Source organism: Sphingobacterium sp. SRCM116780 (genome assembly GCF_021442025.1).
Classification (GTDB): domain Bacteria; phylum Bacteroidota; class Bacteroidia; order Sphingobacteriales; family Sphingobacteriaceae; genus Sphingobacterium.
In genome coordinates this window covers 1,837,156-1,856,473 of sequence record NZ_CP090446.1, presented here as the reverse complement: position 1 = coordinate 1,856,473, position 19,318 = coordinate 1,837,156, and the positions used below count along the sequence as shown (strand labels likewise).

Annotated in this window: 15 protein-coding genes; 3 read left to right on the top strand and 12 right to left on the bottom strand. The window is 33.7% G+C overall.

Annotated features, from left to right (window positions below; genetic code table 11):
* Positions 1–28: 28 nt before the first annotated feature.
* Genes LZQ00_RS08105 through LZQ00_RS08095 form a run of 3 tightly spaced genes read right to left on the bottom strand, consistent with a single transcriptional unit; the run spans position 29 to position 1,971 of the window.
* Positions 29–844, bottom strand: a complete 816-nt coding sequence (locus tag LZQ00_RS08105) for an undecaprenyl-diphosphate phosphatase (protein ID WP_234514491.1) — start codon at positions 842–844, stop codon at positions 29–31.
* A 15-nt stretch (positions 845–859) separates the two neighbouring features.
* A complete protein-coding gene (locus LZQ00_RS08100) occupies positions 860–1,090 on the bottom strand; it encodes a DUF3098 domain-containing protein (protein ID WP_234514490.1) in 231 nt (76 codons plus the stop codon).
* Positions 1,091–1,092: 2 nt separating this feature from the next.
* Positions 1,093–1,971 carry a cell division protein FtsX gene (locus tag LZQ00_RS08095; protein WP_234514489.1) on the bottom strand — a complete coding sequence of 293 codons (879 nt, stop codon included), beginning with the start codon at positions 1,969–1,971 and terminating at the stop codon, positions 1,093–1,095.
* A 219-nt stretch (positions 1,972–2,190) separates the two neighbouring features.
* On the opposite strand from LZQ00_RS08095, the gene LZQ00_RS08090 reads away from it, so the two are divergent.
* Entirely contained in the window at positions 2,191–5,160 is a 2,970-nt protein-coding gene (locus LZQ00_RS08090; protein ID WP_234514487.1) for a leucine--tRNA ligase, read from the top strand.
* Between the two features lie 239 nt (positions 5,161–5,399).
* Here the strand turns inward: LZQ00_RS08090 and LZQ00_RS08085 are convergent, their stop codons facing one another.
* The 6 genes from LZQ00_RS08085 to LZQ00_RS08060 all read right to left on the bottom strand — a co-directional run bounded on the left by LZQ00_RS08085 (position 5,400) and on the right by LZQ00_RS08060 (position 10,906).
* A complete protein-coding gene (locus LZQ00_RS08085) occupies positions 5,400–5,681 on the bottom strand; it encodes a GNAT family N-acetyltransferase (protein ID WP_234514485.1) in 282 nt (93 codons plus the stop codon).
* Between the two features lie 61 nt (positions 5,682–5,742).
* Positions 5,743–6,507, bottom strand: a complete 765-nt coding sequence (locus LZQ00_RS08080; RefSeq protein WP_234514484.1) for a TIGR03915 family putative DNA repair protein — start codon at positions 6,505–6,507, stop codon at positions 5,743–5,745.
* Positions 6,508–7,764 (bottom strand): putative DNA modification/repair radical SAM protein, encoded by a 1,257-nt coding sequence (locus LZQ00_RS08075; protein WP_234514482.1) that lies wholly within the window; start codon positions 7,762–7,764, stop codon positions 6,508–6,510.
* A gap of 59 nt (positions 7,765–7,823) precedes the next feature.
* On the bottom strand, positions 7,824–8,651 hold the full coding sequence (locus LZQ00_RS08070) for a DUF4846 domain-containing protein (RefSeq protein ID WP_234514480.1): 828 nt from the start codon (positions 8,649–8,651) through the stop codon (positions 7,824–7,826).
* A gap of 11 nt (positions 8,652–8,662) precedes the next feature.
* The gene (locus tag LZQ00_RS08065; protein WP_234514478.1) at positions 8,663–10,216 is read right to left on the bottom strand and encodes a DUF3943 domain-containing protein; all 1,554 of its coding nucleotides are present in this window, start codon (positions 10,214–10,216) and stop codon (positions 8,663–8,665) included.
* Positions 10,217–10,318: 102 nt separating this feature from the next.
* A complete protein-coding gene (locus LZQ00_RS08060) occupies positions 10,319–10,906 on the bottom strand; it encodes a sugar O-acetyltransferase (protein ID WP_234514476.1) in 588 nt (195 codons plus the stop codon).
* A gap of 51 nt (positions 10,907–10,957) precedes the next feature.
* On the opposite strand from LZQ00_RS08060, the gene LZQ00_RS08055 reads away from it, so the two are divergent.
* Both LZQ00_RS08055 and LZQ00_RS08050 read left to right on the top strand, forming a co-directional pair.
* Complete coding sequence (locus LZQ00_RS08055) at positions 10,958–12,424, top strand: aminoacyl-histidine dipeptidase (protein ID WP_234514475.1); 1,467 nt, start codon at positions 10,958–10,960, stop codon at positions 12,422–12,424.
* Between the two features lie 408 nt (positions 12,425–12,832).
* Positions 12,833–15,418, top strand: a complete 2,586-nt coding sequence (locus tag LZQ00_RS08050) for a TonB-dependent receptor (RefSeq protein WP_234514474.1) — start codon at positions 12,833–12,835, stop codon at positions 15,416–15,418.
* Positions 15,419–15,671: 253 nt separating this feature from the next.
* Here the strand turns inward: LZQ00_RS08050 and LZQ00_RS08045 are convergent, their stop codons facing one another.
* The 3 genes from LZQ00_RS08045 to LZQ00_RS08035 form a co-directional block, all read right to left on the bottom strand.
* A complete protein-coding gene (locus tag LZQ00_RS08045) occupies positions 15,672–16,745 on the bottom strand; it encodes a fatty acid desaturase family protein (RefSeq protein ID WP_234514473.1) in 1,074 nt (357 codons plus the stop codon).
* A 302-nt stretch (positions 16,746–17,047) separates the two neighbouring features.
* On the bottom strand, positions 17,048–18,217 hold the full coding sequence (locus LZQ00_RS08040; RefSeq protein WP_234514472.1) for a tetratricopeptide repeat protein: 1,170 nt from the start codon (positions 18,215–18,217) through the stop codon (positions 17,048–17,050).
* Positions 18,218–18,219: 2 nt separating this feature from the next.
* On the bottom strand, positions 18,220–19,317 hold the full coding sequence (locus LZQ00_RS08035) for a tetratricopeptide repeat protein (RefSeq protein ID WP_234514470.1): 1,098 nt from the start codon (positions 19,315–19,317) through the stop codon (positions 18,220–18,222).
* Position 19,318: the final 1 nt, after the last annotated feature.

The window sequence follows — 19,318 nt, the reverse complement described above, 5'->3', positions numbered from 1 at the left end:
AAATGTAATAGGAGCGTTTTCTAAGCATTTATTGGTTCCAAAAAAACACAAGTAAAGCAATACCAATAATAATGCGGTACCAACCCCAAAACTTAAATCCGTATTTCGTTAATACAGTGATAAATGATTTCACTGCAATCATAGCAACAATAAATGCGACCACATTTCCAACGATAAACACAATAATATTTTCATGGCTAGCGAAAATCATTTCATAACCTTTTTGTGCATGTGCAGTTCCTTCACCCCATGTTTTTACAAATACGGAATAAACAGTAACCGCCAACATGGTTGGCACAGCCAAGAAGAATGAGAATTCAGCAGCAGCTTTTCTATCTAATCCTTGTGTTAGACCGCCAATGATTGACGCGGCAGAACGTGATGTTCCTGGCATCATGGCTAAACATTGCCAAAAACCGATAACCAATGCTTTTTTTACAGGAATTTCCTTCTCATCTGTAATCGTCGGATTTTTAAACCATTTGTCCACAAATAGCAGGATAACACCTCCAAGAACCAATACAGAAGAAATAGCGATTTGATTACCTAAAACAGCTTCGATTTTATCATCTAATAATTTTCCTAATACTAAAGCAGGAATAACAGCAATTGCTAATTTGTAATAAAGTTGGAGATTTTTTAGATCAAAAAATTTCCTCCAATAAAGTATGACAATTGAAAGAATTGCACCAAATTGGATAGATACTTGAAACATCTTCAAGTATTCACTTTCTTGCATTCCCATGAGGGCTGCAGTAAAACCCATGTGGGCTGTAGATGAAATTGGAAGATATTCGGTTAACCCTTCTATAATTGCTAGAATGATAGCTTCAAATAAAGACATAGTTTGGCTTTTCTTTTATTTAGATTTCGGTTTGTAAAGAATTGCTACAAAACCTAAAGCAAACCCAAGTACAATAACAATGGGAGCCAAAGTAATTTTAGTAAAATTGTAGATGTCAGTTTTTCCACTCATCAAAACAAAACCTATAACCACAATGATTATACTTAAGATAAATAATTGATAATTCAATTTTCCGAAAACAAAAGAACCTTTGTTTGTCGATTCAGATTTTTTGATTTGAGCCATTTTTAACTATATAAATCGTTAGATTTTGCTTTTAAATATTTCGTTACTGCGAAGTAAGTACTTAATCCTGAAATTAAAATTCCAATTGCGATAACCACTATAAATATAGCAGCGAATTCATACCAGTTTCTTAAAAACACTAATTCAGGAATTTGTTGCTGCGCAAATTTTAAGGTAAATATCAATAATAAAATAGCGATTAAAGCCCCTAATAAACCATGAATAATGCCGTAAGTGATGAAAGGTTTACGAATAAAATTCTTAGTCGCTCCAATTAATTGCATACTTTTAATTAAGAACCTTTGCGAATAAATCGCTAAACGTATTGTATTGTTAATTAATGCAACTGCAATTACCAATAAAATAGCTGCAAACGCTAATACAACAATACTGATGATCCGCACATTTTTATTCACCATATCAATTAACGATTCTTGATAAACGACTTCTTTAATTTTAGTGTTTCGCGATATTTTATCAATAAATGTCTTGATACTATCAGAGTTAGCATAGTTTTCCTTCATGTATACATCAATCGAAGGAAGGAGTGGATTATGGCCTAAGTATTGAACAAAATCTTCACCCAAATCTTCTTTGAGCGATTTTGCAGCAAGTTCTTTACTGATATATTCTGTACGAAGAACATAATTATCTTTCTCTAAATCTTTTTGTAATGAAAGCACATCACCTTCGTTTGTACCATCATTAACGATAACATTTAAAACGATGTTTTCTTTTACATATTTAGATAAATTCTTTGCGTGAACAAGTAATAAACCTAATAATCCAGTCACTAAAAGGACAAGCGCAATACTGATAACAGTAGAGACATAAACTGATTTAGTTTTTCTTCTTTGCGTGCTTGATTCGTATTCTGACATAATAAGCAATAAAAATTTATTTGCGAAAGTAATGATTTGAGTGGATTAAATCGAATTAATCTTGTAATAAGTTTCCTATTAAAAGCTGAAAAATTCAATTTGCTCCTTGTAAATAACTTTTCAATACTATAATTTATTGTTCAAACTACAAAACTTTTCTTACAATTCACCATTAAAATCGTAATTTCGCAAGTCTTAATAAATTCCTCAATACAAAACATGGAGTACAATCACAAATCGTTAGAAAAAAAGTGGCAAAAGTTTTGGGCTGATCATGAAACCTTCAAATCAGCAGATACACATGAAAAACCGAAATATTATGTGTTAGATATGTTTCCTTATCCTTCTGGAGCTGGTTTACATGTTGGACACCCACTTGGTTATATCGCTTCGGATATTTTTTCAAGATACAAACGTTTAAAAGGTTTTAACGTATTGCATCCGATGGGATATGATTCATTTGGTTTACCTGCCGAACAATATGCTATCCAAACAGGTCAACATCCTGCAATTACAACGGAGACGAATATCAATCGTTACCGCGAACAATTGGATAATATTGGTTTTTCTTATGATTGGAGCAGGGAAGTACGTACTTCAGACCCTACGTATTATAAATGGACACAATGGATATTCATGCAATTATTTAATTCTTGGTATAACAATGAATCAAATAAGGCAGAGACTATCGATACGTTAATTTACAAGTTTGACACGGTTGGATCCGAAGGTATTAAAGCAGTTTCTGACGATGATGTTTTGTCTTTCACAGCTTCAGAATGGAAGGCATTTAACGAAGAACAACAACAACGCGAGTTGCTAAAATACCGTATTGCTTATTTGCGCGAAAGCACCGTTAACTGGTGTGCAGCATTAGGTACTGTACTGGCAAATGATGAAGTTATCAATGGGGTTTCTGAGCGTGGTGGCTATCCTGTAGAACAAAAGAAAATGATGCAATGGTCTATGCGTATCACTGCATATGCAGATCGTATGCTACAGGGGTTGGATCATGTTGATTGGCCTGAACCTTTAGTTGAAATGCAACGTAACTGGATTGGGAAATCTGTTGGCGCTCTCGTCAAGTTTCCAGTTCCTCAACTGCAAACCAATATTGAAGTTTTTACAACTCGAGTAGATACCATTTATGGTGTTTCATTTGTTGTATTGGCACCTGAGCATGAATTGGTTGCTCAATTAACAACAGCAGAGCAACAAGCAACCATTTCCGCTTATATTGATAAGACAAGTAAAAAATCTGAACTAGACCGTATGGCAGATACAAAAACCGTATCTGGAGCTTTTACAGGCTCTTATGCCAAACATCCAATTACAGGTGAAGATGTACAAATCTGGATTGCCGATTATGTATTAGCAGGATATGGAACAGGTGCAGTAATGGCTGTTCCTTCAGGCGATCAGCGTGATTACTTATTTGCAAAACATTTCAACTTACCTATTATTCCAATTTCTGATTCTCAACATATTGACGAAGAAGCGGATGCGAATAAAGATGGAAAATATATCAATTCCGGATTTATTAATGGAATGACCTACCAAGAGGCAGTACCAGCTTTAATCGCCAAATTGGAAGAATTGAAACTAGGAAAAGCAAAGATTAACTTCCGAATGCGGGATGCTATCTTCGGACGCCAACGATATTGGGGAGAACCTGTTCCTGTTTATTTTAAAAATGGTTTACCTTATTTAATTAAAGAGGAGGAACTTCCTTTATTGTTACCTGAGGTTAATAAATATTTGCCTACGGAAACAGGAGAACCTCCTTTGGGAAGAGCTGAAAATTGGAAATATGAAGATCAGTATGAATATGAATTAAGTACAATGCCAGGTTGGGCAGGTTCTTCTTGGTATTGGTTCCGATACATGGATCCAAAAAACGAAGGTAACTTTGCATCCAAAGAAGCTGTCGATTATTGGAAAGCTGTCGATTTATATATTGGTGGTTCTGAGCATGCTACAGGTCACTTGCTATACTCACGCTTCTGGAATAAGTTCTTGAAGGATTTAGGATTCCATAATGAAGAAGAGCCTTTCAAAAAATTGATCAATCAAGGTATGATTCAAGGACGTTCAAATTTTGTGTACAAATTGGCTAACACTTCAACTTCTGGAATAGATTCATCAATTCAAAATGTATTAGTATCATTAAATCATTATTTAGATTTTAAAAATTTTACAAAAAATTTTACGGTTTATCAATATTTGTTTTTATATAAGGATGGAATATACTTTAATGAATTAGATAAAGTTGAAGAATTAAGTGAATTTGGTGATTTACTTTCAAAAACTGTATTTCAAAAATATCCGGGTTTAAATTATGTTTTACTAAATAACGATTCTTTTCTTCCATCGCACGTTGATGTTAATATTGTCGTGAATGATGTTTTGAATTTGGATAAATTTAAAGCTTCTCGGCCAGATTATATGCAAGCTGAATTCATCTTAGAAGATGGCAAATATGTTTGTGGAACGGAAGTTGAAAAAATGTCCAAGTCAAAATTCAATGTAGTAAACCCTGATGACATTATTGAAACTTATGGAGCAGATACCCTGCGTTTATACGAAATGTTCTTAGGGCCTTTGGAACAATCAAAACCTTGGAATACAAATGGTATTGAGGGGGTTTATAAGTTTCTGAAAAAAGTATGGCGTTTATTTCACGATACGGAAGGTAACTTTAGCGTATCTGATGAAGAACCAACAAAAGCAGAATATAAAGCTTTGCATAAGATCATCAAAAAGGCGGAGGAAGATATCGAGCGCTTTTCTTTTAATACATCTGTATCTGCATTTATGATCTGCGTCAATGAACTGACAGATTTAAAATGTAATAAACGCGCCATCTTGGAGCAGCTTGTTATTGTTCTAGAGCCTTATGCGCCACATATTGCTGAAGAACTGTGGTCATTATTAGGAAACGAAGCAGGATCGATATCATATGCGGCCTATCCAACATTTATTGCTGATTATTTAGTAGAATCAGAGTTCGCTTATCCTGTTTCCATCAATGGAAAGATGAAAATGAATTTGCTATTGGCATTGGATTTAGAAGCAAAAGCTGTTGAAGAAATCGTGTTGTCTCATGAAGAAGTCTTACACTATATGGATGGTAAACCTTTGAAGAAATTAATCTTTGTAAAAGGTAAGATTATCAATATTGTCATTTAATGATGCACTTAACAAAAAGAAGCTTTCTCAAAAGGAAAGCTTCTTTTTTATATAGAAATGACTGTTATTGATACATAAATTCAGCAGTTATACTGCTACATATCATTTTCGTTAATTTATCTTGTCTTAAAAAATAAATTACCTTAAACTCTTATCGTAATTTTTTGTTCCGCTATACATTAATCCAGCGATTGCATCTGGACTTATTTACTTTTAACCTCCTTAACCTGATCATTATCTTAAAATAATACATCTTTAAAAGCTTCTGTTCTGTCAAATACAGATTTGGCGAAGGGACATAAAGGCATAATTTTAACATCATTATTACGAGCGTAATCGACAGCTTCTAAAACAAGTTTTTTTCCGACACCGTGTCCTTCAAATGCTGCGTGAACTTCTGTATGGTCAATGATAAATTTATCTGAACCTGCCCAAGTATACTCCATTACACCTGCTTCTTTCCCTTCAATTTCAGCGATTATTTGACCTTTTTTTTCTCCTTCAATATTTTTAATAGTCATATGCGTTTTTATTTAAATATACAGCTAAACCGGGAATTTAGTTTTGATAAAAATAAGATTTTTAGAATAAATTTTTCTCATTTAAATATTTCCAATACCGCTTTGGCAGACTTTGGACATGTAATTTTGTGTTTTTTCTTTCCTTAATATTAACGGAATCAAAGTAATTTTTCCATAAGTAACTATAGTGCAATTCATCATCATCTAAATGAATATGAATGGTATTCCTATCTAAAGTATGACTAAATTTAACTTCTGTAATATCTTGTAAATCATAATATATTCCATATTTTCTCTTTAGGTCATAGATCAACCATTTTTGATCTGCAAATCGATCTTTAAAAAAATTTGCTATTAAAGGTAATACATTAAAATCAGGTTCAATATTCGCAAAATATAAACCATCTTTCATTTTCTGAAATCTGACAAAGGCTGTCATCCGATGTCTTTCCCTAGATACTGATCGTACTGTTTTTTTTATTTTTAAGATATCATCATGCGCATAGTTGAGATTTGCTTTTGGATTGGATTTAAAATAATAATGAGTGCTACGAAGAATCAACAACTCCCGATGTTTACATTCAGAAAGAAAAACATAATATAATTCTTTGATACCTTGAAGACCAATTTTCTTTTCTAAACCCAGTAATACGCGTTTAGTTTTTAATTCATCAGTCAAAATGGTTTCGGTCGTTACAAATAATCCAGATTGTACAGGCTCATCACGATGTTGAATAGTTGCAATTTGCCATTTGTATTCAAATGAGCAAAATATTGTGGTTAACAGACCTGCCCATGTACCGTCGTAAATAAGTGTTTTTAACATCTAAAATAGTGATAATTGTTCACTGTTATTTTTGACGTATTTACTGCTCGACTGCGCCAATATATACTGTTTGATGTTTGCACCCGATTTATCAGCATATAGTTGCTGAAATCCTAGACAGATAATAAAGTATTTTGCACGGTTGATGGCTACACCTAACTTTTGTAAATTCTCGATCCGCAATGGGCCGAAACGACGTGCCATAATGATTTTTTTTGCAGATTGAACACCAATGCCTGGTATGCGGACAATCAAATTATAATCGGCTCGATTGATATCTATAGGAAACAGCTGTTGGTTACGAAGCGCCCAACTTAATTTTGGATCAATATCCAAATCCAACAATGGATACATGTCATTTACAATTTCTTCTGCCTTAAAACCATAAAATCGCATTAACCAATCCGATTGATACAATCTATTTTCACGAACCATAGGAACCTGAGAGCCAATTTCGGGAAGTCTTTTGTCATGGGATATGGGTACATATCCAGAGTAATACACCCGTTTTAACTGGAATTTTGTATAGAAATGCTGAGCTGTTTGAATGATATGTTTATCGGATTCGCCTGAAGCGCCAATGATCATTTGTGTACTTTGACCAGCAGGAGCGAAGGTGGGAGTTGATTTAATGATTTGTCGTTCTTCTTTGAACCGGACAATTTCATTTTTTAAATATTTCATCGGCAGGATCATTTCCGCTCTACTTTTATCTGGAGCTAAAAGTTTTAGACCTTCTTCAGTCGGAATTTCCAGATTGACACTAAGACGATCTGCGTACAAACCAGCTTGATGTACAAGTTCTTCGCTGGCTCCTGGAATTGTTTTAAGATGAATATATCCGTTAAATTTATGCTCCTGACGTAGTTTTTTAGCAATGGAAACTAACCGTTCCATGGTATAATCGGCATTTTTGAATATACCAGAACTTAAGAATAAACCTTCAATATAGTTTCTTCTATAAAAATTGATCGTCAAATCAACAACTTCCTGTACAGTAAAAGCTGCTCGCTGTATATCATTACTCTTTCGCGAGACACAATATGCACAGTCATAAATACAATGATTGGTCAATAAAATTTTTAATAAGGAGACACAGCGACCATCTTCCGTATAGGAATGACAAATGCCACCTTGATCTGCATTTCCTAGTCCTTTGTTCTTATTTGATCTATTACTACCACTAGAGCTACAGCTTACATCGTATTTTGCAGCATCTGCTAAAATATGAAGTTTTTGAAATACGCGATCTGACATAATCTAAAAATATTAGCAAATATACTAATATTTTTAGACTTTAGAATGTTTTACTATCATTAATTCCAAGTTTTTAAATTTTCGGGATAGAATTTCCATTCTGGTGTTCTGATCACTTCACCTGATAGAACATACCAAGGGCTTAATGATTTGTTGATGGGATTATTGATGATTTGCAATTCCTGAGCAGGCATATAACTTTGTGCCATTAATACTAATTTCTGACCATTTTCAGGGTTTACGACCATATCCACGACAATAATCGCATGACCAATCGGATTTCCTTTTTGGACAAAAGTATCACCTATATGGACATCCTCCAATGATTTGATAGTTGTTAATTCGTCATGAAGTGAGGCTGTATTGGCATAAGAAAAAATATATTCCAGGTATTTCCAGTATTTTGGATAAGAATAGTCTCCGTTTACAAATTGCTTATAATACTTAGGTTTACCATCAGATAACAAATCGAAATGGATTTCATCATACCTTTTGTTTTGATATAGATAATCAGCACGTAATCGCATGACAGCATCGGCACATTGATGAAGATCTCTTTTACCGATCGGCAGATCGATGACACTGGCATAAATATCCCTTCTTTCTTTCGTTCTTCCATTATAATACGTAACGAGATCTTGAATAGGCTTGAGCGGGAGATGTTCTAAGAAATAACCAAATTCCTTTTCTTTATAAGATTCTCTTTCATAACCTGTTGGAGGTAAAAATCTGTCTTTAATGGTTTTCCCTTGAGCATGAACTAAATCCATATTATAGCCATCAACAAAACGTAATTGTTCTGGTTTATCTTTTGATTTATCTTGACTAGAAGATGATGTACAGTTTATCAGGGTTAAAGAAATAAAAATAAGATATAACTTCTTCATAATTTTATTCATTAAAATAAAACATTATACCCAAGAGATAAACGAGCAAAAGGATAGCTTTTGTCTACATCAGGGTAATCTTTAAAATTACCCTCTAATCTAAAATATCCTGAGTTAAGATTCAAGGAAAAATTTTTCAATAAGCGTAAACTACCACTGATCGATGCCGTATGTAAAAAATAATGTGATTCATTACCGCTAATCGTTGCGAAATATCCACCATGATACTGTGCGCCAAACTTAAGCCTATTCCATACACTTATTTCTCCAGATCCGCGAATATCGACACCAGGTCCATAATTATAATTTCGACTGTCTCCAAAGAGTAAGTAGGGGTCGGGTACCGCTGCTAATATAACGGGGCCTCCACCAAAAGTAGTGGTTAATCGATTTCTTCTTCCTAAACTATAGGTAGAGATGATATTATAGTTCATACTTTGAGCCCCATAGAAAAATGCTTCATTATGATAAAAGTCATAATTAGCCGATAAGATACCCAAGTGTTTGCCTGGTAAATTTCTTAAAATACGTTTACCATAAAGAGATGCATATACATTTACGGTATTAACAAATGAACTATCATCGCCACCAACCTCTAGATTGACATAAAAATCATCAAAAGGTTTTTTATTTTCAATCATATCATTCGTATACACTAAACTCATTCGAACAAAATAATCTGTTTTTCCTTTGCTAATAATATCCAAATCTTTTGTGTCAAAACGACGAAAACCAAAATCAATTTCAGCTCTTACTTTTGAAGAATCGACAACGGCTCCTTTAACAACTCTTCCCCATCGACCATCTAATAAACGATTTAATCCATTGACAGGATTAATAAAGAAAGCAAGTACTTCTTTACCTTGTCTTTCTGCTAATGTTTTTGTTGGTCGTGATAATACATTTTGAGAGATCCGATGGGTAATCTCCCCTAAAATAATACCACCATAGGTTGTATTGACTAAATCATTGATAGAAGGAGCTTGTGTTTCTCCAGCTGTTTCCCAGATAAAACTTCCTGCTAATGTAGCTAGTGAGGATTGTAGAAATGAATAGTTGTTGGAACGGAAGGCATTGAAATATAATTGCCCATGATAAGGGTGAGCGATTTGATTCGTTGCAAAAGCATTATCATCCCAAGCCCATGCATTTGGTTTCAAATGTTTAAACCAATTATTAAATGTAATATGTGAATAAGGATCTTCTCGTATAAAATAATTGAAAGAAGCAGGTAACGCTTGGAACATAAACCATTCTACTCCTGCTCTTGCAAAGTGCTTTCGGGGATTATTACGAATTGTATCTTGATAATTGGGAATTTGATAATTTTTTTCAACAAAGATTTGCGATGATACCGAATCTTTAAAAAAGTAAGATTGCCCATGCTGTTTTTTTTCAACGGAATCTAATTTACCGTTCTCCAGGACAGGTTTAAAATTATTAACAGTATCTATATATTCTTGTATTTGCTCTTGTGCTGTAGCTGTTTGTGGTTGGGAAAATATAAAAAGACCAATGGCCAATGAAAAAAATGAAAGAAGTGTACTTTTGCGAATTGAAGTCATATATATACCGTTTAATTTCTCAAACAAGTTACAAACTTAACTAGTTTTAGAATAAATAGTAGAAATTGATCACATGGATCAAGGAATATGACGAAAGCCTGATTAGAAGCTGTCCATTTCCTCCCTAACAAATCGGTCACTTTCATGTATTGATCGAATGACCCGACAGGGATTACCTGCGGCAATGACATTTGACGGAATGTTTTTTGTCACGACGGATCCAGAACCAATGATGCTATTTTCACCTATATGTACGCCAGGATTGACAATCACATGTCCACCTAACCAAACGTTGTCTGCAATAGTAATGGATTTTGAAAATTGCCAACCTTTAGCACGATCTTCTGGATGGATAGCATGCCCAGAAGTATACAAAGATACATGTGGGCCAAATAATACATTTTTTCCAATAGAAATAGGAGCCGAGTCTAGTAGCGTACAATTGTAGTTAGCAAAAAAATTATCATCAATGGAAATGTTAAACCCATAGTCACAGTAAAAAGGAGGTTCTATAAAAAATCGATTGGTACTCGTGTTGATCAATTTTTTAATAATCAATTGCCTTTCTTTAAATGATTTGGGATCAGCGTCATTAAATTTCTTAATTTCCACTTTCGCATGAAGTCTTTTTTCGAAAAGCTCTTTTCCAGATTCACGAAAGTACTCCTTCTTTAGTTTCTTACCATCCATATGTCTAAATTACTTCAAAAAAACTAACTTTGTTCTCGAAATAGAGAAATTATGATAAATAGTAATTTAGAATCTTTAGCTCCTCAGGAGTTATGGAAAAATTTTGCGGCATTGAATGCCGTTCCTCGTGCCTCAAAGAAGGAAGAACGTGTTATCGCATTCATGATGGATTTTGGAAAATCTTTAGGACTTGAGGTGAGTAAAGATCAAGTTGGAAATGTACTCATAAAGAAATCTGCGACAATAGGTATGGAAGACTGTAAGACGATCGTTTTACAATCACATTTAGACATGGTTCATCAGAAAAATAACGATACCGTTTTTGATTTCGATACACAGGGGATCGATATGTTTATTGATGGAGATTGGGTAAAAGCTAATGGAACGACATTAGGTGCTGATAATGGTATTGGTGTAGCGACCATCATGACGATTTTAGCATCTACAGATTTACCTCATCCAGCGATTGAAGCACTATTTACAATAGATGAAGAAACAGGGATGACAGGTGCTATGGGATTGCAAGCAGGAGTACTTTCTGGTGAAATTCTATTAAACTTAGATACGGAAGAGGATAATGAAATCGATATTGGTTGTGCAGGAGGTATCGATGTAACGGCTTCAAAAACATATAAAGAGGAAGCAAGTCCTTCAGGAGCTGTTGCTTTTGAAATTTCTGTAAAAGGACTTAACGGGGGACACTCGGGAATTGAAATTCATAAAGGATTGGGCAATGCCAACAAAATTATGAACCGTTTATTGTTTAAATCCTATGATCAATTTGGTTTACAAATAGCATCCTTAAATGGGGGTAGCTTACGTAACGCTATTCCTCGTGAGTCTGTTGCTGTTGTGATTGTATCTTCAGAATATGAAAATAATTTTGCTGAGGATTTAGCGCCTTTGATTAGTAATATCCAATTGGAATTTAAAACGGTTGATCCAGGATTAACGATTTCAATTGAAAAATTGACAACAGTGCCTGCTCAGGTAATTCCTGTTGTAGATCAAGAACAATTGATTCAGGCTATTTATGCAGCACAAAATGGTGTATATCGTGTTAGTCCAGATTTTGAAGATCTCGTAGAAACGTCAAATAATATCGCAAGAGTTACTGTCGGAAAGGGAAACATCAATATCCAATGCTTGACTAGATCATCTGTGGAAAGTTCTAAAATGGACTTAGCGCAATCATTACAAGCAACGTTTGAATTAGCTGGATTTAAAGTTGTTTTTTCGGGTTCTTATCCAGGATGGACACCCAATCCCAATTCTGATATTTTAGATGTCTTAAAACGCATTTATAAAGAACAGCACCAAGAAGAACCGGCAGTTGTTGCTTGTCATGCTGGATTAGAGTGTGGTATTTTGGGAACAAATTATCCTGAAATGGATATGATTTCATTTGGACCTACTATTTTAGGAGCCCATTCTCCAGCAGAGCGTGTATCTGTATCTTCTGTTCAAAAATTTTGGGAGTTTGTCAAACAAATCTTGAAAGAAATTCCTAAAAAATAAAAAGGAATTATTACATAAAAAGGCTTAAAATTAATTTTAAGCCTTTTTTATGTAATTTGATTTTACAGAGAACATCCAGAGGTACTCGTTTTCAAGCCAGCCTGTATAACAAAGATTTTAAGATTATAGGTATGAAAAATAGTTCTTATTCTTATCAATAAAAGACAAACTTTTATTTTGACTAGAATTATTATCTATGCAACTAAAATGCATTGTTATTAATGAAATCTATAATTACAAAACTCTTTTCGTTTTATTTTCACACTTTATTATCTTAATTTATGGGTTTTTGTTAATTTTTAATACATGGAAAAGTGTATTTAAATAGAATTATGTAATGTTAAAATTAGTTAAATAAACAATTGAATTTTACTTTTGCAGGATTAAACGATATCAAACACATCTTACATGAAAAAGTCTTTACTTTTTTTTGCTCTTACTGTTGCTAGTTATGGAGCCATCCATGCACAAACAACAACAAGCAGTGTTACAGGAGTTGTAAAACAATCAACTGGACAAACAACAACAGGTGCAACCATCAAAATTACGCATCAATCAAGTGGAGCCACCTTCAGTGGGTCGGCAGATGCTAACGGACATTTTAACATCGCGAATCTACAAGACGGTGGTCCTTACAAAATCGAAGTCACCTATCTTGGCCAAAAACCACTCATTTACGACAATGTTTTCTTAAAAGCTGGTGAAGCACTTCAATTAAATCCGGTTTTTTCAGAATCTTCTTCTACAAACCTGGACGAAGTTGTTGTTGTAGGACGAGGTTTGATTGACATTGCAGAAGATCGCAAAACTCCCATTGCTGTTTCTACAATCACACGAGAAGTAATCGAAGAAAAAGTAGGTACACAAGATATCACTGCCTCTATGGTAAATACTCCTGGTGTTTATGTATCAGGTCAGGCAAAAGGTTTTGGTGAATCTTCGATGACAACGCGTGGTTTTGATCAATCCAATACCGCATTTTTATTAAATGGTCAACCCATTAATGGCATGGACAATGGTCGTGTATATTGGTCTAATTGGAGTGGGTTGACTGACATTGCTTCGTTAGTTCAAATTCAACGTGGTTTAGGTTCTTCAAAATTAGCGATATCATCAGTAGGAGGTACGGTTAATTTTGTTACAAAATCAACCGATATGAAAGAAGGAGGGTTTGTTAAAACTTCTATTGGTAACGATATGTTTGTTAAATCCACAATTGCTTACAATACTGGTTTAATGAAAAGTGGTTTTGCTGTTTCAGCAATGCTAACCGGTTGGAAAGGTAATGGCTACATGGACAAAACCGAGGGGGCTGGACAAAACTATTTCTTGTCAGTAGGGTATAAAGTAAATGAACATCATAATCTAAATTTAATGGTAACAGGTGCACCTCAGTGGCACAATCAAGGTTACACATCTAAATTAAGTAATTTTCTACAATACGGTAAAAGATACAACGATAACATCAAAACAATCAATGGTATTGAAATGAATCCACGTAAAAACTATTACCACAAACCAGTAGCGAATTTAAACTGGGATTGGACCATCAATGATAAATCATCCTTGTCAACTGTTGTATATGCTTCTATGGCACGGGGAGGAGGGCAATCACAACGCAATGATAGTAAAATTAACCCCAATTATTATTTAGCTGCTGATGTTAATAATCATCAGTGGTTTGGAATCGTTTCCAATTACCAACGTAAATTGAGCGATAATTTAAACTTAAATGCAGGGTTTGATTTACGTGATTTCAAAGGTGAGAACTACAGACAAGTGACAGATCTATTAGGCGCTACTTCGGTAACGCACAGTGGAAATGTAAACATAGGAACTGTGACAACTCTGCATACCTATAGTACTAATCCATGGAAATCGTGGCGTGATAAACCGGCTGCAGCTGAAGATCGTTTAGCTTGGGATTACGATCAAATCATTCGTTACGCAGGTTTATTCGGCCAGTTAGAGTATGCGAAAGATGGTTTTACTGCTTTCGTACAGGGATCAGTTTCAGAACAACACAATAGCCGTAAAGATTATTTCTTATATACATATGGTACTGGAGATTCGGAAAGTGTGAACAACCTAGGTTACAATGCTAAAGGTGGTGTAAGCTATACATTAGGTCATCATACCTTATTTGGTAATGCTGGTGTGTATTCACGTCAACCATATCAAACGAATATCTTCATGAACTACAAAAATGATATCAATCAAAATGCTGTAAATGAAGATATACTGGGATTAGAAGCAGGTTATAAATTTAGCTCTCGTTATTTTGATCTTAGCGTTAACGCCTATCGTACGACTTGGGAAAACCGAGTAACAGGAAGTTCGAAAAATGCGAGTGCAGCTGATGTAAAAAAATATAATCCAACAAATGATCCTACTATTTTAAGTGAAGGACAGTATATCTATCTTTCCAACTATGGTGTAAAACAAGTGCATAGAGGTTTAGAATTGGATTTTGCAGCAAGACCACTAAAAGGGTTAACTGTCAAAGGTTTTGCATCCATTGGCGATTGGAAATATGAAGGAAATGCTACAACAATCGTCCGTAATGAAAATCGTGTTGAATTGGCTGTAGAAAATAGAGATTTAACTGGCGTTTATGTTGGAGATGCCGCCCAAACGACATTTGGTCTTGGTGCTACTTATTTTATCGTAAAAGGCCTATCTATTGATGCTGACTACAGACGTTTTGAAAGATTATATGGAGCACTGCCTACAAATTCAAATGAAACATTAAGATTGCCTAACTACGATTTAACGGATGCAGGTGTATCGTATAAATTACACGTTAGTCCTAAAAACGCATTGAGTTTCCGTGTGAATGTGAACAATCTATTCAACACATTTTATATCTCGGAAGCAACTTCTAATAATACGACAACAAGCACAACAACATATTGGAAAGGTATTGATACCTCAAACTATGTTTTGGTTGGTTGGGGACGTACTTGGAATGCTTCTGTTAAACTTACGTTCTAAAGAATTCAATTCTACCGATTGAGTAAATATAATACTATTCATAAGAAGCCATTGTATTCAAGTACAATGGCCTTTTTATGAACTATTATACAATAACAACGTATACTAATTTACAGATTCAAAATAGCATGCTGATGCCTGATTCTGGACACAATATAACGATATAGACTTATAGTACGTCGATTTTTAAATAGAAGAAGGGCTAAACAATTTTGTTTAGCCCTTCTTCTATACTATACGATTGAAAGAATAACTATCTAGACATCGCTTGAATCACATTTACGTGTGACTTAAAAGCAGAATTTAAGGTCTTATATTCTAAATATTTTACATTGAACTCTTGACAAGTTTCTCTGACTAATTTGTTGATAGCAGGATAATGAATGTGACTTATTTTAGGAAAAAGATGATGTTCAACTTGATAATTCAAACCTCCTAATATCCACGTTAAAAACTTATTTTTTGTTGCAAAATTTGCAGTAGAACTTAATTGATGTATCATCCACTCATTCTCCATTTTGGTTGCATCTGTTGTTTCTTCCATGGCGACAAATTCTGTTTCTGTCACAACATGTGCTAATTGAAAAATAGTTGCTAAGCAAATACCACAGGCAATTCCAGACACAACTAATCCGATCAATGTGGGTAACCAACCGACAACTAATACAGGAATAACAATGAAGATCGTTAGATGAATAATTTTACTTACCCAAAAGATTACTTTTTCACGAGCTGGAAAGTCAAATGATTTTTTTCTACTTCCCATTGCTTCTAAAAAGTATTTCTCATAATCCTGATAGAAAATCCAAGCCAAGTAAGAGACACTATAGAGCGCCATGAAATAATATTTTTGATAGGAGTGATGTTTCTTTAACTCTTGGTCTTTATGTACACGCATAAATTTAATATCAATATCATGATCTTCTCCCTCAATATTGGTATAGGTATGGTGTGCAATATTATGTTTCAATTTCCAAAAATAGATATTACCCCCTAAAAGATTCAAACTATAAGATAATACACTGTTCAATTTTTTGCTTTTAGAAAACGTATCATGTCCCGCATCGTGCATGACATTAAAACCTATAGCAGCAAAATTTATCCCCAACAAAATACAGACAACAATACTGATTAACCAATGTGGTTGTATAACCACCAAAGTGATGTAAAAAGAAACAGCAGTCAAAAACAAAATAATTGCTTTTGTAAGGACTCTGTGTTCTCCTGTTTTTTGAATTTGATTAGTTTTGAAATAATCGTTAATTCTTTCCTTTAAAGACTTAGAAAATAAAGTGTTAACGTTATTAAATTTGATTGTTGTTTTCATTGAGATTGATTAGCCCTGTAAAAAAATAATAGTAAAAATTAGGTTCATATACGGAGCTTACGTTGATAAAAATATTATTCTCTAAAGATAGTAATTATTTTTTTTAATAATGTTAATTAAAGTTAAAGCTTTTGAAAAGTAATTAATACCAGGGTGAATATGGAATAGATATGCTAGAATTTATGTACAGATTGCGTAAGAATTAAATATAGAAAAAAATTAAACCGGATAATCTAATAATAATAAAAAAGGGATTGCAAATGAATGCAATCCCTTTTTTATTATTAGATTAAGTTTAAAACTTAGTTTAAAGCATTGATTTTTGCTGTAATTTCAGAAGTTTTAGCCTCATCTTGCATGAAAACATAATAGTTTTTCAAGTTTGTTAACGCGTCAACATTTTTAGGTTGTAATTCAACAGCTTTGGTTAAATAAACTAAAGCAGGTTTAATTTCTTCCTTGATTTTAGCAACACCTTCATTATATTTCGCTTGACTAAGTGAGCGATCATTATTTAACGCATTTAATTTTTCACGAACACCATTCATCATTGTAATAGCAATATTTGTATTTGCTTCAAAATAATCAGGATCTACAGCCAATGCTTTTTTGTAAGCTTCAATAGCTGCTGCATCATTTTTATTTGCTGAGTGAGCGATACCCAAGTAATAATTTAAATTTTTATTGTTTGGATCTTTAGCCAATTGAGAAGTAATACCTGCTAATATCTCTTTTTCATGTCCAGTGATCAAATTAAATTCGATATTTTGTACTGCTGCAGCATTATCTTCAGGGTAAAGCTCTACCGCTTTTGCAGCGTACTCCAAAGCAGAAGCCGTATCTTTAGACTGTAAATATAATTTAGGTAAATCTACGACCACTTGTTTATGAGACGAAAAAGTTTTACTTGGAAGCAACTCCTTGTATTTTGCAATCGCTTTACCATAATCATTAAACTGTAATGCAGAAATACCACCATAGTAAATTAATGTGGTGTCACCTGGTAAATAAGTTAATGCTTTTTCAAAAGAATCATAAGCCTCTTTATATTTTTGACCTTGATATTGTTCAGCACCATTATTAAAGTTAAATTGACCCAATACTTGCTCAGAAACACGAATGTTATCTTTGTTAGCGCCATCAGTGTCTAGTGATTTTGCTTTAGCAATTCCGTCTTCAGCTTTTTTAGCTTCATCAGCTGATTTGTCCAAAGTCGCTAAATTGGCATATACTAAAGAATAGATCGTCCAAGCCTCAGCATTGTCTTTTGTTTTTTCATGAACAACGGCAAGATCAATCGCTTCCTGCGCAGTCTTCAAATTTGGCAAAGCAAGTTGTGCTGTTCCTGCTCCTTTTAATTCTTCATATTTTGCAATACTCGTTTTTGCTTTATTAACATTATTTTTTTGTGCATAAACGGAGGTTCCTGCTGATGCCAAAGCTGCCAATAGTAATAATGATTTAATTTTCATCGCTAATTAACTGTTAATTGATTTAATAATATATTCACCCGATCCAATTGCACAAAATCTTCTATTGCTGTGTAATAAGTCGATAGAGCTTTGAGTGCATTGATATCATAGGGTTTAATTTCATTTGCTTTCAAAAGAAAAGCTTGTGCAGATTGTTTATCCTCTTCAGATTTAGACTTTAGAAAATCTTTTAAGTATATAAGGCCTAAAGCTAAATTTGAAGCATAGTTATTAGCATCTAAACGCAACACATTGTTATAATATTGTTTTGCGCTATGCATATCTTTAGCTTCTTCATAAGCATAACCGGCTAAATAATTCAATTCGATATTTTCAGGTTCTAACTTAATGGCCTCATCCACTATTGGTAAAATAGCGTCATAAGATTCATTTTTTGTATAGATATCGATAAGTTTAAAAAGAATTTCCTTATTCTGAGGGAATTGTAATCGACCAGCTGTTAACGTATTGAGTTCATCCTGCTTTGTCCCGATTTTTTCATATACCGAAGCAAGCTCCAAGTAATATTGAGGTTTTGGGGAATCCTGTTTAATTAACTCTTGATAATATTTAATAGCATCTGGATAATTCTTACTACTGACCGCTAAAGTTGCTAAATTAAATTTTAGATCTGTATTTTTAAAGCCTAGAGAATCTACTTTTAAAAATCCACGATAGGCATCTTCTACTTTTGTATTTTTTAAATCAACATTCGATTTGTAGATTAATGCAGTCGCTAAATTTTGTTTAATATAATCCACTTCAGTAGGGAAATTTTTATAAGCCTTTTTCCTATTGATTAGTTTTAACGTATTTAAACTTTCATCAATAGGATCTCTGGTATACTGTTGTTTTCTAGTGGAATCAATCACTGCTAAAGAGCTATAAACTAAGCCTCTTAAAATATTATTACGAACTGAAGAGGAATCTTTTCTAGTTTGAAATGCAGCATCGCTAAACTTTCTTGCATTTTCAAGATTCTTTATATCTCCAGTTTGTGTATAAAGAGCAAAACTGTTGTTGCCCTCCTTAATATTGGATTGGGCAACAACAGTTAAACTCGTAGCTGACAATATAAACGATGTCAATAATGCTTTCATT

Bases quoted from the DNA above. Each gene is read 5' to 3' on its own strand.
- LZQ00_RS08105 (WP_234514491.1), bottom strand. From the start codon at position 844: ATGTCTTTATTTGAAGCTATCATTCTAGCAATTATAGAAGGGTTAACC.
- LZQ00_RS08100 (WP_234514490.1), bottom strand. From the start codon at position 1,090: ATGGCTCAAATCAAAAAATCTGAATCGACAAACAAAGGTTCTTTTGTT.
- LZQ00_RS08095 (WP_234514489.1), bottom strand. From the start codon at position 1,971: ATGTCAGAATACGAATCAAGCACGCAAAGAAGAAAAACTAAATCAGTT.
- LZQ00_RS08090 (WP_234514487.1), top strand. From the start codon at position 2,191: ATGGAGTACAATCACAAATCGTTAGAAAAAAAGTGGCAAAAGTTTTGG.
- LZQ00_RS08085 (WP_234514485.1), bottom strand. From the start codon at position 5,681: ATGACTATTAAAAATATTGAAGGAGAAAAAAAAGGTCAAATAATCGCT.
- LZQ00_RS08080 (WP_234514484.1), bottom strand. From the start codon at position 6,507: ATGTTAAAAACACTTATTTACGACGGTACATGGGCAGGTCTGTTAACC.
- LZQ00_RS08075 (WP_234514482.1), bottom strand. From the start codon at position 7,764: ATGTCAGATCGCGTATTTCAAAAACTTCATATTTTAGCAGATGCTGCA.
- LZQ00_RS08070 (WP_234514480.1), bottom strand. From the start codon at position 8,651: ATGAAGAAGTTATATCTTATTTTTATTTCTTTAACCCTGATAAACTGT.
- LZQ00_RS08065 (WP_234514478.1), bottom strand. From the start codon at position 10,216: ATGACTTCAATTCGCAAAAGTACACTTCTTTCATTTTTTTCATTGGCC.
- LZQ00_RS08060 (WP_234514476.1), bottom strand. From the start codon at position 10,906: ATGGATGGTAAGAAACTAAAGAAGGAGTACTTTCGTGAATCTGGAAAA.
- LZQ00_RS08055 (WP_234514475.1), top strand. From the start codon at position 10,958: ATGATAAATAGTAATTTAGAATCTTTAGCTCCTCAGGAGTTATGGAAA.
- LZQ00_RS08050 (WP_234514474.1), top strand. From the start codon at position 12,833: ATGAAAAAGTCTTTACTTTTTTTTGCTCTTACTGTTGCTAGTTATGGA.
- LZQ00_RS08045 (WP_234514473.1), bottom strand. From the start codon at position 16,745: ATGAAAACAACAATCAAATTTAATAACGTTAACACTTTATTTTCTAAG.
- LZQ00_RS08040 (WP_234514472.1), bottom strand. From the start codon at position 18,217: ATGAAAATTAAATCATTATTACTATTGGCAGCTTTGGCATCAGCAGGA.
- LZQ00_RS08035 (WP_234514470.1), bottom strand. From the start codon at position 19,317: ATGAAAGCATTATTGACATCGTTTATATTGTCAGCTACGAGTTTAACT.